The sequence below is a fragment of the Streptomyces sp. NPDC037401 genome (genome assembly GCF_055602345.1).
Map to the genome: position 1 here is coordinate 196,250 of NZ_JBVJWO010000013.1, position 14,797 is coordinate 211,046.

Sequence of the window (14,797 nt, forward strand, 5' to 3'; positions counted from 1 at the left end):
GCGTCTGCCGCTCAGGCCGCGCACCGCTCCCGCCCCTCGTGATGAACGTTGTGGTCTCCGCGCTCCAGGGCACGCATGTCGAGGTTCCGGCTCTCCAGCTCCTGGCGGAGCCGGGCCAGTGCCCTGTGCAGCGTGCTCTTCACGGTACCTGCCGACATTCCGAGCGCCGCGGCCGTCTCCTCGGTGCTCATCTGCTCCCAGTGTCGCAGCACGACCACGCTGCGCTGCTTGGGAGCGAGAACTCCGAGGATGTCCATCAGCAGGGCGCGGTCGGCGCGCTGGTCGGCACCGTCCTCGACGCTCGCGTCGGGGAGCTGCTCGGTCGGGACCTCTTCGAGCTTGCGGGCGCGCCACCACTCGGTGCGCGTGTTGATCATGACGCGGCGGAGGTAGGCGTCGGCCAGGGACTTGTCGGCGATGCCGTCCCAGCGGCCGTACGTGCGGGCCAGCGCGGTCTGCAGGAGGTCCTGTGCGTCCACCGGGTCCGGAACCAGGCGCCGGGCGCTGCGCAGCAGCGCATCCTGACGGGTGCGGACGTACTCTTCGAACTCGAGCACCTCGCCGTGCGCCATCTCAGACCGCCTCCGTTCCGTTACCGCATCCGTTCCGCTGCTCACGGATTCGAAGGTACGGAGGCGTTGTCACGAGGCTGTGCGAGCCAGACGTCGGAGTGCGCACGGACGGCCATAGGTTGTGTAACAGCCCGGTCGGAGCCGGGTAGCAGGCCGGTCACGGTACGGGACCGTCAGCCGAGCGGCAGCCGGTACATCCCCCCGGCGAGCGGCTCCACGAGCCCGTCCGCGACCAGCCCGTCCAGCGCCCGGGCCCGCTGCACCCGCTCGTCCCAGACGGTGTCGAGGACGGACTGCGGCACCGGCCCGAGGGCCTCCCGCAGTACGGCGAGGAGTTTGCCGCGCACCTGGCGGTCCGTGCCGGCGTACGTCTGCCCGCGCCGCGGCGGTCCGTCGTGCGCGGGCTTGCCCGCGAGCAGCCAGGCGCAGCGGCCCGCGACCGGGCAGCGGGCGCAGTCCGGGTTCTTGGCGGTGCACACCAGCGCGCCGAGTTCCATGGAGGCGGCCGCCCAGCGGGCCGCGGTCTCCTCGTCCTCGGGCAGCAGCGCCCGGGCCAGCCGCCGTTCGGCCGCGGTGGTGGCGTTCGGCGGGTACTCCGTCCCGGAGGCCACGCGGGCGAAGACGCGGCGGACGTTCGTGTCCAGCACCGCATGCCGCTGCCCGTACGCGAACGACGCGACCGCGGCGGCCGTGTACTCGCCGATGCCGGGCAGGGAGATCAGCTGGGAGTGGTCGCGCGGGACGTCGCCGCCGTGGCGTTCCGTTATGGCGACGGCCGCGCCGTGCAGCCGCAGCGCGCGCCGCGGGTAGCCGAGCCGGCCCCAGGCCCGTACCGCCTCACCGGGGGGTTCGGCGGCCAGGTCGGCGGGGCGCGGCCAGCGGGCCAGCCACTGCTCGTACACGGGGAGGACGCGGGCGACGGGAGTCTGCTGGAGCATGAACTCGCTGACCATGACACCCCAGGGCCCGGCCTCCGGGCGGCGCCAGGGCAGGTCCCGGGCGTGCTCGTCGAACCAGGCGACGACGGGTTCGTGCAGGACGGCGGGGTCGGCGGGCACGCCCGGTACTGCTGGTGTTCCCGGTGTTGCAGGTGTCCCCGGTGCTGCTGGTGCGGAGGAGCCGGCGGAGGCGTGGGAGCTGACGGTGGCGGGGGTGGCAGGCATCGCAGTCATGACAGACGCATCCTGGCACGTTTCACCCCTGGCGCGCGGGCCCCGGACCGGTGAACCACACGGCCCCGGACACCCCGCTCGCGCGGACCGAGCGGACGATCGTACCGGCGGGGCCGGTCAGGGCCACGACGGCGAGGGCGGTGACCGCGCCGCCGAGCAGCAGGCCGACCGCGACGTCGTGCGGGTAGTGCACGCCGAGGAAGACGCGGGAGAAGGCCAGGAGCAGCGCCATGGGGACGGTCAGCAGGGTGAGCCGGGGCACCGCCATGGCCAGGGCGATCGCGGAGGCGCCCGCGATGGCGGAGTGGTTGCTCGGGAAGGACCAGTCGCCGTAAGGCGGGCAGGTGGCCAGTGAGGTGAGCGCCCCCGCCACCGCGCGGCACGGACGCTCCTCCTGCACGGCGGACTTCAGCAGTTCGGAGACGACGTATCCGAAGGCCGTCGCGAGCGGGGCGAGGACCGCGAGGGCCAGCGTCTGGTCGTCCAGGCGGCGGGCCCGCCACCACACGGCGATGAAGAGGAGGCCGAAGAGCACGATGCCGGCCTCGGTCCATATCTCGACGGCCGCTTGCACCCAGCCCGGGGTGGAGTGGGCGAAATCCGTCACGTCGCGGTACAGGTCCGAGGTGTTCACCAGGTAGACCCTACGTAAATATGTTTAAGCCTTGCATCCAACCCCAGGTGTATTCCCGCCGCTCAGGGGCCCGGTCGCGGGATGATGATCGGCAAACCGGCAAAACATGGCCACCGCGCGGCGGGTGGGGCGCGGATCGGCACCTGATCTCTCGTAAAGTTCCCTCCGTGGGATCTCTGCGTAATCCGGTCGGACCGCTCCCCTCCTCCATCTACTGGCGCCGGAGGGCCGTCCTCGCGTCCGTCATGGCGCTGCTCGCGCTGCTCGCCGTATGGGCCGTCAGTTCCAGTGGCGGAACGGGCAGTACGGACGCCAAGGGGACCAACCCCGGTCGGGAATCGGGCGGCTCGATCGGCCCCGGTCCCAACCCCTCCGGTTCGGCGATCAGTCGGTACCCGGGTGGGCGCGACGAGTCGGGCGGTACGGGCTCCGGAGGCAGCGGCGGCGACCACGGCGGCACGGACGCCGGGACCGGCGGCGCGGCGGGCACGGGCGCGGACGGCGGCGCCGATGCCGGCACGGGCACCGGCAAGAACGGCGACCCGGGCGGCACGCCCGCCGGCGCCTCCGGCGGATCGAGCGGCTCGGACGGCGGCGCCCAGGTCCCCGCGAACTCCCCGGTGCCCAACTGCGCGCCCGGTGCGGTGGAGTGGCGGATCGAGAGCGCGAAGAACGACTACGAGCTCACCGACCTGCCGCGCTTCGACATCATCGCGAGCAACAACTCCGTCTCCACCTGCAAGATGGACCTCGGTCCGAAGACGGCGGTGCTGACGATCACCAGGGCGGGCGCGGACGCGCCGATGTGGTCCTCCGCAGACTGCCCCGCGGGCGCCGGCAACGTCTTCCTGCGCGTGCCGTCGAAGTCCTCGGTCACGCACGCCGTGGAGTGGAACCGCAAGGCCAGCGCCGCCCGGTGCGCCACCCCGCCGCCGGGCGCGGCCCAGCCGGGCACGTACATCGTCGAGGTGAAGGCGCCGGGCATGAAGGACCTGACGGTGTCCTTCCGGCTGGAGAAGGACTGACGCGGCCGGGCGGGACCCTCGCCGGCCCTCGGCCGTCGCCGGCCCCACCGCTCGGCTATCGCGGGACGCGGGACGTGCTGCACGGGACAGCCCTTAGACGTACCGCTCCAGGATCGAGGACTCGGCCAGCCGGGAGAGGCCCTCGCGCACGCTGCGCGCGCGGGCCTCGCCGACGCCGTCCACCGTCTGCAGGTCGTCCACGCTCGCCGCGAGCAGCTTCTGCAGTCCGCCGAAGTGCTCGACCAGCCGCTCGATGATGGCGCCCGGCAGCCGCGGCACCTTCGCCAGCAGCCGGTACCCGCGCGGCGAGACGGCGGAGTCGAGGGTCTCGGGCGAGCCCGTGTACCCCAGGGCCCGCGCCACGATGGGCAGTTCCAGCAGCTCGGCGTGGGTCAGGGAGTCCAGCTCGGCCAGCGCCTCGTCGACGGTGCGGGAACGCTTTGCCGTCGGCTCGGGCACGTAGTCCCGGATCACGAGCTCGCGCTCCTGCTCGATGCCGACCGTCAGCTCGTCGAGCTGCAGGGACAGCAGCCGGCCGTCCGTGCCCAGCTCGACGACGTACTCGGCGATCTCGGTCGCGATCCGGCGGACCATCTCCAGCCGCTGCGCGACCGCCGTCACGTCGCGGACCGTCACCAGGTCCTCGATCTCCAGCGCCGACAGGGTGCCCGCCACCTCGTCCAGGCGCAGCTTGTACCGCTCCAGGGTGGCCAGGGCCTGGTTGGCGCGGGACAGGATCGCCCCGGACTCCTCCAGGACCCGGCGCTCGCCGTCCACGTACAGGGCGATCAGACGCATCGACTGGGACACGGAGACGACCGGGAAGCCGCACTGCTTGGAGACGCGGTCGGCGGTACGGTGCCGGGTGCCGGTCTCCTCGGTGGGGATCGACGCGTCCGGGACCAGCTGCACACCGGCCCGGAGGATCTTGGTGATGTCCTTGTCGAGGATGAGCGCGCCGTCGAGCTTGCACAGCTCCCGCAGCCGGGTCGCGGTGAACTCCACGTCGAGGACGAAACCGCCGGTGCACATCGACTCGACCGCCTTGTCCATCCCCAGGACGATCAGGCCGCCGGTGTTCCCCCGGACGATCCGCTCCAGGCCGTCACGCAGGGCCTGACCAGGGGCGACCGCGCTCAGGGAGGCACGCATCAGCGCCTCGTGTCTGGAGCTCGCGCCGGACTTCCCGGATGCTGCTGCCCCGTCCTTGGCTGCCACTGCACTCCTCCGGTCGCGGGTGTCGCCGCCCGGCACCGGGGGCACCAGGACGTGCGTACGGGCGGGCGGACCAGCACAAAGTCTACCGGCGCCCACTGTGCCCCCGTGGTGGCTACCGGTGGTCGGCCCGCGCGGAACCCTCCGCGGACCCTCCGCCGCCCCCTTCCGCGGAGGCACTCCTTCCGCGGGCCGGCCTGCGCGGAAGCACCCGCAGGGCGTCTCCCATGTCGGCCACTTCGACGACCTTCATGCCCGCAGGGACCTTGCCCGGATCGCCCGGAACCAGTGCGTGCGTGAAGCCCAGCCGGTGCGCCTCCGCCAGTCTGCGCTGCACCCCCGTCACCCGGCGGACCTCGCCCGCGAGGCCCACCTCGCCGATCGCGACGAGGTTCTTCGGCAGCGGGGTGTCGCTCGCCGCCGAGGCCAGTGCCAGGGCGATGGCCAGGTCGGCGGCGGGCTCCGAGAGCTTCACGCCGCCGACCGTCGCGCTGTAGATGTCCCGCTTGCCCAGCGCACTGATCCGGCCGCGCTGCTCCAGCACGGCCAGCATCATCGAGACCCGGGAGGTCTCCAGTCCCGAGGTGGTGCGCCGGGGCGAGGGGATCTGCGAGTCGACGGTCAGCGCCTGCACCTCCGCGACCAGCGGGCGGCGGCCCTCCAGCGTCACCGTCAGGCACGTGCCGGGCACCGCCTCGGCCCGCCGGGTCAGGAACAGGCCGCTCGGATCCGCCAGCCCCGTGATGCCCTCGTCGTGCAGCTCGAAGCAGCCGACCTCGTCCGTCGCGCCGTACCGGTTCTTGACGCCGCGGACCAGGCGCAGCCGGGCGTGCCGGTCGCCCTCGAAGGACAGGACGACGTCGACCAGGTGCTCCAGCAGACGCGGACCGGCGATCGCCCCGTCCTTGGTGACGTGGCCGACCAGGAGCGTCGACATGCCGCGCTCCTTGGACGCGCGGATCAGGGCGCCCGCGACCTCGCGGACCTGGGCCATGCCTCCGGGGGCGCCGTCGATCTCGGGGGAGGCCACCGTCTGCACGGAGTCGAGGATCAGCAGGGACGGCTTCACCGCGTCGAGGTGCCCGAGGACGGCCGACAGGTCGGTCTCGGCGGCGAGGTAGAGGTGGTCGCTCAGGGCCTTGATGCGATCGGCGCGCAGCCGGACCTGGCTCGCGGACTCCTCGCCCGTGATGTAGAGCGTGCGGTGCGCGTCACTGGCGGCCTTCGCCGCCACGTCGAGCAGCAGCGTGGACTTGCCGACGCCCGGCTCGCCCGCGAGCAGTACGACCGCCCCGGGCACCAGCCCGCCGCCCAGCACCCGGTCCAGCTCGTCGACGCCGGTGCTGCGGGCCGTGGCCTGCCGCCCGTCGACCTGGCCGATGGGCACGGCGGCGGTGGAGACCCGGCCGGCCGCGGTCGTGCGCACGGCGGCCACGCCCTGCTCCTCGACCGTCCCCCAGGCCTGGCACTCGGGGCAGCGGCCGAGCCACTTGGCCGTGGTCCAGCCGCACTCGGTGCAGCGGTAGGACGGCCGGTCCTTGGCGGATGAACGGGATGTACGGGCAGCCATGCCGCAACCGTAGCGGGCGGGGCTGACAGCGCGGCCGGCCCGGCGTCCGGAGGGGGCGCCGCGGCTGCTTGGAGGGGGGCCGCGGTCGCTCGGAGGGGGGGGCCGCGGTGAAGGTGTCAACGAGCCGTGCCCTCTTTTGTGCGATCTGTTCACCCGTAAGAATTAAAAGTGCTGAAGGCTTCCGGGGTGTCCCTTGCGCGGCACCTACGGTCACCGAGTGACAAGCAGCAGCCAGAGGCACCCCGCGCCGAGCACCGGCGCACACCGGGCGCACGGGCCTGCGCCCCGCGGCGCGGATCAGCCGCCCCCTTCCCGCCACGAGCCGTATCTGGATGGTCTGTTCACGTACTGCCTGTCGGTGCTGTGCGACCACGACGTGGCCACCGACGCCCTGGCGGACGTCCTGGCCGTGGCCGAACGGCAGGCCGGACGCTGCCCGGAAGACGCGGGCGGCCACCGTGCCTGGCTGTACGCGCTGGCCCGCTGGGCCTGCCTGCGGCAGCTCGCGGAGCAGCGGCGGACCCGGCCGGGGGCGCATGGCGCCCGGCGTGCGCCGGAGCGCACCCGGGAGCACGCCCGCACCCCGGTCTCGGCCCATGCGCCTGCACAGGCGCCCCCACGGCCCTCGGCGGGTGATCCGGGCGGTTCGGGAGATTCGGGTGCGGTTGATGCCCGCTCGGCTGGTTCGGCTGGTTCGGCTGGTTCGAGCGCGGGGAGCGGGGCGGGAGCCGCAGCCGGGCCCGGGGTCCGGCAGGCGGAACTGGCCCGGCTCGCCTGGCCCGAGGCCGCCGGCACCACCCCCGAGCAGCGCGAGGCCCTCGAGCTCGCCGTCCGCCACCGCCTCGCCGTTCCCGAGGTCGCCGCCGTCCTCGGGCTGACCTCCGCCGCCGCCCGCGACCTCCTCGCGGGCGCCGCCTGCGAAGTGGAACGCACCCGCGCAGCCCTCGCCGTCGTCGAAACCGGCAGCTGCCCCCAGGTCTCCCGGCTCACCGGCGACAGCCAGCTCCTCCTGTCCACCGCCCTGCGCGCCGAACTGGTCCGGCACGTCGACGACTGCCCGCGCTGCCGCCGCGTGGCCGAGCGCGTCGGCGCGGGCGGCCCCTGGCCGGGTTCCGGCGGACTCAGTACGGCCTCGCTGCCGCTCGTCCCCGCGCCCCGGTCGGCCGTGCACCTCGCCCGGCTGCGGGTCCCGCGCTCGCGCGGAGCGGGCCCCCGGTTCGACCGCACCGGCTTCCCCGTGGACCCCCGGGACCGGGCCGCCCGCCGCGACCGGCTGCGGGCCCGGGCGGTCACGACGACCGTGGTCGCGACCGTCGTCGCCGCGCCGGTCCTGGCGCTGTGGGCCGCGTACCGGGCAGCCCCCGTGACCGGCGAGAGCGGTCCGGGCACCACCCGGATCTCCGCGAGCGAGAGCGAGGGGCACCCCCGCGCGGCGGGCGGACCGTACGAGGCCTACGAGAACGCGGGCAATGCCCGCACCCGCCCCGACCCCCGCTTCACCGGCGTCGGCCGGAGTCCCGACGTGTCCGTCGAAGTGATCAGCACCGGCGCGCCCGCCGAGCCCGCGCCCCCGGGCAGCCGCGGCCCCGGGCGGCTCACCGTCGACGCGCTCTCCGACGGCGGCACCACGCTGGTCGTGCTCAGCGCCTCCGGCGGGTCGCCCGTTTCCTGGCACCTGTGGTCGGACGCGCCCTGGCTGTGGGCGAGCCGTTCCTCGGGGGTGCTCCGGCCTGGCGAAACGTTCACCGTACGCATCACCGTCGATCACACGGCCGAACCGGCCGGGCCCTGGAGCGCGAGGGTCGGGGTGGACCCGGGCGGTGCGGTGATCTCGGTGGAGGGCCGCGGCGCGACCCCGCCCCGCCCGCCGAACCCGCCCACGGACCGGCCGACCTACCGGCCGACGCCGACTCCGACCCCCACGCCGACCCCGACGCCCACTCCCACGCCGACGCCCACGCCGACCCCGACGGGCGGGCCGACGCCGACTCCGACGCCCACACCCACGGCCACAGAAGGAACGGTTTCCCCCTCGGACGGGACCCCGCCCGGGGGGACGCCGTAGGGAGGGGCTGGGTGGCGGGGTGGGGCGGTGCGGGCTGCCGGTGCCGGTGCCGGTGGGGGGGGGGGGGGGGGGGGGGGGGGGGGGGGGGCACGGGGGGGGGGGGGGGGGGGGGGGGGGGGGGGGGGGGGGGGGGGGCGCCCCCCGGCGCCGGTGGTGCGGGTTCAGTCGCGCGGATCCGCCGGGTGCGGGGCCATCGGCAGCAGCGAGGCCAGGCGCTGCTCGCACAGCTCGACGAGTTTGTCGTAGGCCGCCTTGCCCATCAGCTCGGTGAGCTCGGGACGGTACGAGACGTAGACCGGGTCGCCCGCTCCGTGCGCCGACGTGGCCGACGTGCACCACCAGTGCAGGTCGTGACCGCCCGGACCCCAGCCCCGCCGGTCGTACTCGCCGATCGACACCTGCAGCACGCGGGTGTCGTCCGGCCGGTCGATCCAGTCGTACGTACGCCGGATCGGGAGCTGCCAGCACACGTCGGGCTTCGTCTCCAGCGGCTCACGGCCTTCGCGGAGGGCCAGGATGTGCAGCGAGCAGCCGGCGCCGCCGGCGAAGCCGGGGCGGTTCTGGAAGATGCACGAGCCCTCCCAGCGCCGGGTCTGCCGCTCGCCGTCGTCGTCCTTCTGCACCCAGCCGGTGTCGGTGCCGACGTCGTGGAACTGCCACAGCTCGGGCGTGAGGCGGGCCACGTTCTCGGCGACCCGCTTCTCGTCGTCCTCGTCGGAGAAGTGCGCGCCGAGCGTGCAGCAGCCGTCGGCGGCCCGGCCGGCCTGGATGCCCTGGCAGCCGCTGCCGAAGATGCAGGTCCAGCGGGAGGTCAGCCAGGTCAGGTCACACCGGAAGACCTGCTCGTCGTCGCCCGGATCAGGGAACTCCACCCACGCGCGGGGGAAGTCGATCTCCACCTCGTCGCTCACGGTGGACTGTTTGCCCGCCTTGGACGCCTTGGACGCCTTGGACACCTCGGCGTCGCCCTTCTGCTTCGAGGGCTTGGCCGACTTCGGCTGCTTGGCCTTCTTCGTATTTGGCACAACACAAGCCTAAGCGGGCCTTACGGCATCCATACCCCCCGAGTGGCGGGCGTCCGTACCGAGTCGCAGTAGCGTTTCCGTCTATGAGACTCGGTGTCCTTGATGTGGGTTCGAACACGATTCACTTGCTGGCGGTGGATGCGCACCCCGGCGCGCGCCCCCTGCCCGCGCACTCGCACAAGGCGGATTTGCGTCTCGCCGAGCTGCTCGACGGGAACGGCGCCATCGGTCCCGACGGCATCGACAAGCTCGTCGGGGTGATCGCGGGAGCCGTGCAGGCGGCCGAGGACAAGGGCTGCGAAGAGGTCCTGCCCTTCGCGACCTCCGCGGTACGGGAGGCCACGAACGCCGACGAGGTGCTGGCCCGCGTACGCGAGGAGACGGGCGTCGACCTCCAGGTCCTCAGCGGTCCGGAGGAGGCCCGGCTGACCTTCCTGGCCGTACGCCGCTGGTTCGGCTGGTCCGCGGGGCGGCTGCTGGTGCTCGACATCGGCGGGGGCTCGCTGGAGATCGCGTTCGGCATCGACGAGGAGCCGGACGCGGCGGTCTCCCTGCCGCTGGGCGCGGGCCGGCTCACCGCGGGCTGGCTGCCGGGCGACCCGGCGGACCCCGCCGACGTGAAGGCCCTGCGGCGGCACGCGCGGGCGCAGATCGCCCGTACGGTCGGCGAATTCGCGCGCTTCGGGTCGCCGGACCACGTCGTGGCCACCTCGAAGACGTTCAAGCAGCTCGCCCGCATCGCGGGCGCGGCCCGCTCGGCGGAGGGGCTGTACGTACAGCGGGAGCTGAGCCGCAAGGCCCTGGAGGAGTGGGTGCCGCGGCTGGCGGCGATGACGGTGGCCCAGCGGTCGGCCCTGCCGGGGGTCTCGGAAGGGCGCGCGGGGCAGCTGCTGGCGGGTGCGCTGGTGGCGGAGGCGGCGATGGACCTCTTCCAGGTCGACGAACTGGAAATCTGCCCGTGGGCCCTCCGCGAGGGCCTCATCCTCCGGAGGCTGGACCACTTGCCGGAGTAGGGGGAGACGGGGGAGGCAGGGGGAGACGGGGGAGGCAGGGGGAGCCGGGGAGGCAGGGGAGGCAGGGGAGGCAGGGCTTGTCGGGCCGGCCTCTCCCGCGCGCGGGCTGCTGTCTGCCGGTGGTGGGGCACTGGCCCCTCGGCGGGTCCGGCCCGACCGGCAGCCGGCACGATGGCCAGTCGGGGGTCGGTGCCGCGCCGGCTCCTGACGGTCCCCGGAGGCGGGTCCGGGGCATCGGCACTCGGCGGAGCCGAGGTGTGCTGCGGTCAGCGTGACGGCTGGGCGGTGGCGGGGGCGGGTTTGCGGTGGGTCGGGGTGGCGGGGTTCTCCGTGGTCTGCCCGCATGTCTGAGTGTCCGTCCGTGCCGGGCCGTGCCCTCAAGGGCGCTCCTCCTCGTTCCTCGTCGTCGCGTCGCTTCGCGATTCCGCTTCGCTCCACCCTTGACCGCCCGTCCCGTCCCGGAAGTCCACAGACTTGCGAGCATCCCCCGGAGGGGGAGGGACGGCAGGGGGGACGGGGCCCGGTGCCGGTCCCCCTGGGCCCGTGGAGCGGGGTCGGGGGCGCGGCCCGCCCTTCGGGCGGAAGGGCACGCGGCAGATCGCTACACGGCCGCGGCCGATCGGCGGCCTCCGGACCGGCCGTGGTTGGGCATAGGCCGCCATCGATCGCTACGCGCTCTTCTCGTTTCGGCGGCGGCCGGGCTGTTTGTGGCCGGGCATAGGCCGGCAGCGGCCGCTGGACAGCCGTGGTCGTCCGGCGGCGGGCGCTTGTCAGCAGTAGAGCTCGGTGGGGCGGTCGTCAGGCCGCAGGGTGGTCGGGTGCACGGCGGGGAAGTCGGCGGCGGTGGGTGGCCTCCCACTGCGGGACCTCAGCCGTGCCCACTCGGCCGCACGGGTGGTGCGGGTGGGTATCCCGGCCCGCGCGGAGCGCGGGCGCAGCCCCGGCGGCCCGCGGCCGGGCCGATGACGCCCGCCCGAGCCGAGCGCAGCGGACCGGTGGGAGGGCGAGCGCAGGGGGGCGGCGGGGGCCCGTACCCTGTCTGCGTGGCAGAACGAGTCGTGCGCATCCCCGATGCGAAGGTCGCCCTCTCCACGGCCTCGGTCTACCCGGAGTCGACGGCGACGGCCTTCGAGATCGCCGCGCGCCTCGGCTACGACGGCGTCGAGGTCATGGTCTGGACGGACCCCGTCAGCCAGGACATCGAGGCCCTGCGGAGGCTCTCCGACTACCACCAGGTCCCGATCCTCGCGATCCACGCCCCCTGCCTCCTGATCACGCAGCGGGTCTGGTCCACCGACCCGTGGACCAAGCTCCAGCGGGCGCAGGCGGCCGCCGAGAAGCTCGGTGCGTCCACCGTGGTCGTGCACCCGCCGTTCCGGTGGCAGCGGCAGTACTCCCGCGACTTCGTGCAGGGCATCTGGCGGATGGCCGACGAGACCGACGTGCGGTTCGCCGTGGAGAACATGTACCCGTGGCGGTACCGCGACCGCGAGATGCTCGCGTACGCGCCCGACTGGGACGTCACCAAGGACGACTACCGCCACTTCACCGTCGACCTCTCGCACACCGCGACCTCGCGCGTCGACGCGACCGCGATGATCGACCGGATGGGCGACCGCCTCGCGCACGTCCACCTCGCCGACGGCAACGGCTCCGCCAAGGACGAGCACCTGGTGCCCGGCCGCGGCACGCAGCCCTGCGCGGAGCTGCTGGAGCGCCTTGCGCTGGGCGGGTTCGACGGGCACATCGTGATCGAGGTCAACACCCGCCGCGCGATGTCCGCCGCCGAGCGCGAAGCCGATCTCGCCGAGGCCCTGGCCTTCACCCGGCTCCACCTCGCGTCGGCGCTGCGCACCCCCCGGGTGCCCCGCCCGTGACCGCCCAGCCCCGCCGCGGCCGCGGCCGTCCCTCGCGCGCCGAGGCCGAGAGCGCCCCCGGCGGCCTGCAGGAGCGCATCCGTCTCGCCGCCCGCGACGAGTTCGCCGAGCGCGGCTACGACAAGACGTCCGTACGCGGCATCGCGAAGGCAGCCGGAGTGGACCCGGCCCTCGTGCACCACTACTTCGGCACCAAGGAAGAGGTCTTCGAGGCCGCCGTCGAGATGAGCATGGAGCCCGCCCTGCTCGTCCCCGCGCTCCTGGGCGAAGGGCCCGACGGCATCGGCGAGCGGCTGGCCCGCTATTTCCTGGGCGTCTGGGAGAACCCGGCCACCCGCGCCCCGCTCCTCGCCGTGATCCGCTCGGCGCTCACGCACGAGGCGGCCGCGAAGGTGCTGCGCCGCCTGGTGCTGCGCCGGCTGCTGGAGCGGGTGGCGCAGGACCTCGACGTACCCGACCCCACCTTCCGGGCCGAGCTCGCCGCCTCGCACATGGTCGGGATCGCGATCCTGCGGTACGTCGTCCAGGTCGAGCCGCTCGCCTCCGCCGACCCGGAGGAGATCGTCGCCATGGTCGCCCCGACGCTCCAGCGGTACCTGACCGAAGGGTGATCCCTCCGTCCCGGCATCCGGACGGGCTGTCCAGATCTTGGAGGGTGAGCGTAGGCTCGTAAGCGTCAGATCCGTGTCTCATGGGGAGTGAACCCGATGCCCGAGCTCCGGTCCCGCACCGTCACCCACGGCCGCAACATGGCGGGCGCGCGCGCCCTTATGCGCGCCTCGGGCGTAGCGAGCGAGGACATCGGCAAGCCGATCATCGCGGTCGCCAACTCCTTCACCGAGTTCGTGCCCGGGCACACGCACCTCGCCCCCGTCGGCCGGATCGTCTCCGACGCGATCCGCGAGGCGGGCGCGATCCCGCGCGAGTTCAACACCATCGCGGTCGACGACGGCATCGCGATGGGCCACGCGGGCATGCTCTACTCGCTGCCCTCGCGCGACCTGATCGCGGACAGCGTCGAGTACATGGTGGAAGCCCACTGCGCCGACGCGCTGATCTGCATCTCCAACTGCGACAAGATCACCCCGGGCATGCTGATGGCCGCGATGCGCCTCAACATCCCGGTGGTCTTCGTCTCCGGCGGCCCGATGGAGGCCGGCCAGGCCACCCTCGTCGACGGCACCGTCCGCAAGCTCGACCTGGTCAACGCCATCGTCGACGCCGTCAACGAGAACGTCTCGGACGAGGACATCCTCCGTATCGAGGAGAACGCCTGTCCGACCTGCGGTTCGTGTTCCGGCATGTTCACCGCCAACTCGATGAACTGCCTGGCCGAGGCCATCGGCCTGGCGCTGCCCGGCAACGGCTCCGTCCTCGCCACCCACACCGCCCGCCGCGCGCTGTACGAAGACGCCGGCCGTACGGTCGTGGAGATCACCAAGCGGTACTACGAGGGCGGCGACGAGTCCGTCCTGCCGCGCAACATCGCCTCCCGCGCGGCCTTCGAGAACGCCATGGCCCTCGACATCGCGATGGGCGGCTCGACGAACACGATCCTGCACCTGCTGGCCGCCGCCCAGGAAGCCGGACTCGACTACGACCTCAAGGACATCGACGAGGTCTCGCGCCGCGTGCCGTGCCTCGCCAAGGTCGCCCCGAACGTCGCCCCCGGCGGTACGTACTACATGGAGGACGTCCACCGGGCCGGCGGCATCCCCGCCATCCTGGGCGAGCTGCACCGCGGCGGGCTCCTCAACAAGGACGTCACCTCCGTCCACTCCGACAACCTCGACGACTGGCTCGCCGAGTGGGACGCCCGCTCCGGCACCGCCTCGGCCGAGGCCATGGAGCTGTGGCACGCGGCCCCCGGCTGCAAGCGCTCCGCGACCGCCTTCTCCCAGTCCGAGCGCTGGGACACCCTCGACCTCGACGCCGCGGGCGGCTGCATCCGCTCGGTCGAGCACGCGTACTCGAAGGACGGCGGCCTCGCGGTCCTGCGCGGCAACCTCGCCGAGGACGGCTGCGTCGTGAAGACCGCCGGCGTCGACGAGTCCATCTGGACCTTCGAGGGCCCGGCCGTCGTCTGCGAGTCCCAGGACGAGGCCGTCGAGAAGATCCTCTCCAAGCAGATCACCGCGGGCGACGTGGTCGTCATCCGCTACGAGGGCCCCAAGGGCGGCCCCGGCATGCAGGAGATGCTGTACCCGACGTCGTTCCTCAAGGGCCGCGGCCTCGGCAAGACCTGCGCGCTGGTGACGGACGGCCGCTTCTCCGGCGGTACGTCCGGCCTGTCCATCGGCCACGCCTCCCCGGAGGCGGCCTCGGGCGGCACGATCGCGCTCGTCGAGAACGGCGACCGGATCCGCATCGACATCCCGAAGCGCTCCATCGAGCTGCTCGTCGACGACGAGACGCTGGCGGCGCGGCGGGAGGCGCTGGGCGGCGTGTACGCGCCGAAGGACCGGGTACGTACGGTCTCGGCGGCGCTGCGCGCGTACGCGGCGATGGCGACGAGCGCGGACCGGGGCGCCGTGCGGGACGTCTCCCTGCTCGGCTGAAGCACGAGCGTTGGGTTGCCCTTGATCGTTTGCGCCGGACGCACGTAGCCGGGCGCCCGTAGTCGGGGGAG

12 protein-coding genes are annotated in these 14,797 nt (G+C 73.6%); 6 read left to right on the forward strand and 6 right to left on the reverse strand.

From position 1 onward, the window contains the following. Positions 1-11: 11 nt before the first annotated feature. The 3 genes from ACZ7H1_RS16495 to ACZ7H1_RS16505 all read right to left on the reverse strand — a co-directional run bounded on the left by ACZ7H1_RS16495 (position 12) and on the right by ACZ7H1_RS16505 (position 2,378). Positions 12-572, reverse strand: coding sequence for a SigE family RNA polymerase sigma factor (locus ACZ7H1_RS16495; protein ID WP_470787270.1), 561 nt, complete (start codon positions 570-572; stop codon positions 12-14). Positions 573-745: 173 nt separating this feature from the next. After that, positions 746-1,735 (reverse strand): HhH-GPD family protein, encoded by a 990-nt coding sequence (locus ACZ7H1_RS16500; RefSeq protein ID WP_470787321.1) that lies wholly within the window; start codon positions 1,733-1,735, stop codon positions 746-748. A gap of 31 nt (positions 1,736-1,766) precedes the next feature. Then, entirely contained in the window at positions 1,767-2,378 is a 612-nt protein-coding gene (locus tag ACZ7H1_RS16505; RefSeq protein ID WP_470787271.1) for a phosphatase PAP2 family protein, read from the reverse strand. 167 nt (positions 2,379-2,545) lie between these two features. On the opposite strand from ACZ7H1_RS16505, the gene ACZ7H1_RS16510 reads away from it, so the two are divergent. After that, positions 2,546-3,403, forward strand: a complete 858-nt coding sequence (locus ACZ7H1_RS16510; RefSeq protein WP_470787272.1) for a hypothetical protein — start codon at positions 2,546-2,548, stop codon at positions 3,401-3,403. 93 nt (positions 3,404-3,496) lie between these two features. Here the strand turns inward: ACZ7H1_RS16510 and disA are convergent, their stop codons facing one another. Together disA and radA are read right to left on the reverse strand one after the other, a co-directional pair. Next, positions 3,497-4,621 carry a DNA integrity scanning diadenylate cyclase DisA gene (gene disA, locus ACZ7H1_RS16515; protein WP_470787273.1) on the reverse strand — a complete coding sequence of 375 codons (1,125 nt, stop codon included), beginning with the start codon at positions 4,619-4,621 and terminating at the stop codon, positions 3,497-3,499. A gap of 112 nt (positions 4,622-4,733) precedes the next feature. After that, positions 4,734-6,188, reverse strand: coding sequence for a DNA repair protein RadA (radA, locus tag ACZ7H1_RS16520; protein WP_470787275.1), 1,455 nt, complete (start codon positions 6,186-6,188; stop codon positions 4,734-4,736). A 217-nt stretch (positions 6,189-6,405) separates the two neighbouring features. Between radA and ACZ7H1_RS16525 the strand changes: the two genes are divergently transcribed. Continuing rightward, on the forward strand, positions 6,406-8,253 hold the full coding sequence (locus ACZ7H1_RS16525; RefSeq protein WP_470787276.1) for an RNA polymerase sigma factor: 1,848 nt from the start codon (positions 6,406-6,408) through the stop codon (positions 8,251-8,253). 161 nt (positions 8,254-8,414) lie between these two features. On the opposite strand, the gene ACZ7H1_RS16530 is transcribed toward ACZ7H1_RS16525, so the two are convergent. After that, the gene (locus ACZ7H1_RS16530; RefSeq protein ID WP_470787322.1) at positions 8,415-9,209 is read right to left on the reverse strand and encodes a DUF3109 family protein; all 795 of its coding nucleotides are present in this window, start codon (positions 9,207-9,209) and stop codon (positions 8,415-8,417) included. A 152-nt stretch (positions 9,210-9,361) separates the two neighbouring features. Here ACZ7H1_RS16530 and ACZ7H1_RS16535 point away from each other — a divergent pair, with 152 nt between their 5' ends. The 4 genes from ACZ7H1_RS16535 to ilvD all read left to right on the forward strand — a co-directional run bounded on the left by ACZ7H1_RS16535 (position 9,362) and on the right by ilvD (position 14,726). Continuing rightward, a complete protein-coding gene (locus ACZ7H1_RS16535) occupies positions 9,362-10,291 on the forward strand; it encodes a Ppx/GppA family phosphatase (RefSeq protein WP_470787278.1) in 930 nt (309 codons plus the stop codon). A 1,043-nt stretch (positions 10,292-11,334) separates the two neighbouring features. Continuing rightward, complete coding sequence (locus tag ACZ7H1_RS16540; RefSeq protein WP_470787279.1) at positions 11,335-12,168, forward strand: sugar phosphate isomerase/epimerase family protein; 834 nt, start codon at positions 11,335-11,337, stop codon at positions 12,166-12,168. Beyond that, positions 12,165-12,779 carry a TetR/AcrR family transcriptional regulator gene (locus ACZ7H1_RS16545; protein ID WP_470787280.1) on the forward strand — a complete coding sequence of 205 codons (615 nt, stop codon included), beginning with the start codon at positions 12,165-12,167 and terminating at the stop codon, positions 12,777-12,779. The genes ACZ7H1_RS16540 and ACZ7H1_RS16545 overlap by 4 nt, the downstream gene beginning before the upstream one ends. A 96-nt stretch (positions 12,780-12,875) precedes the next feature. Further along, complete coding sequence (gene ilvD / locus ACZ7H1_RS16550) at positions 12,876-14,726, forward strand: dihydroxy-acid dehydratase (protein ID WP_470787282.1); 1,851 nt, start codon at positions 12,876-12,878, stop codon at positions 14,724-14,726. The last annotated feature ends 71 nt before the right edge of the window (positions 14,727-14,797 follow it).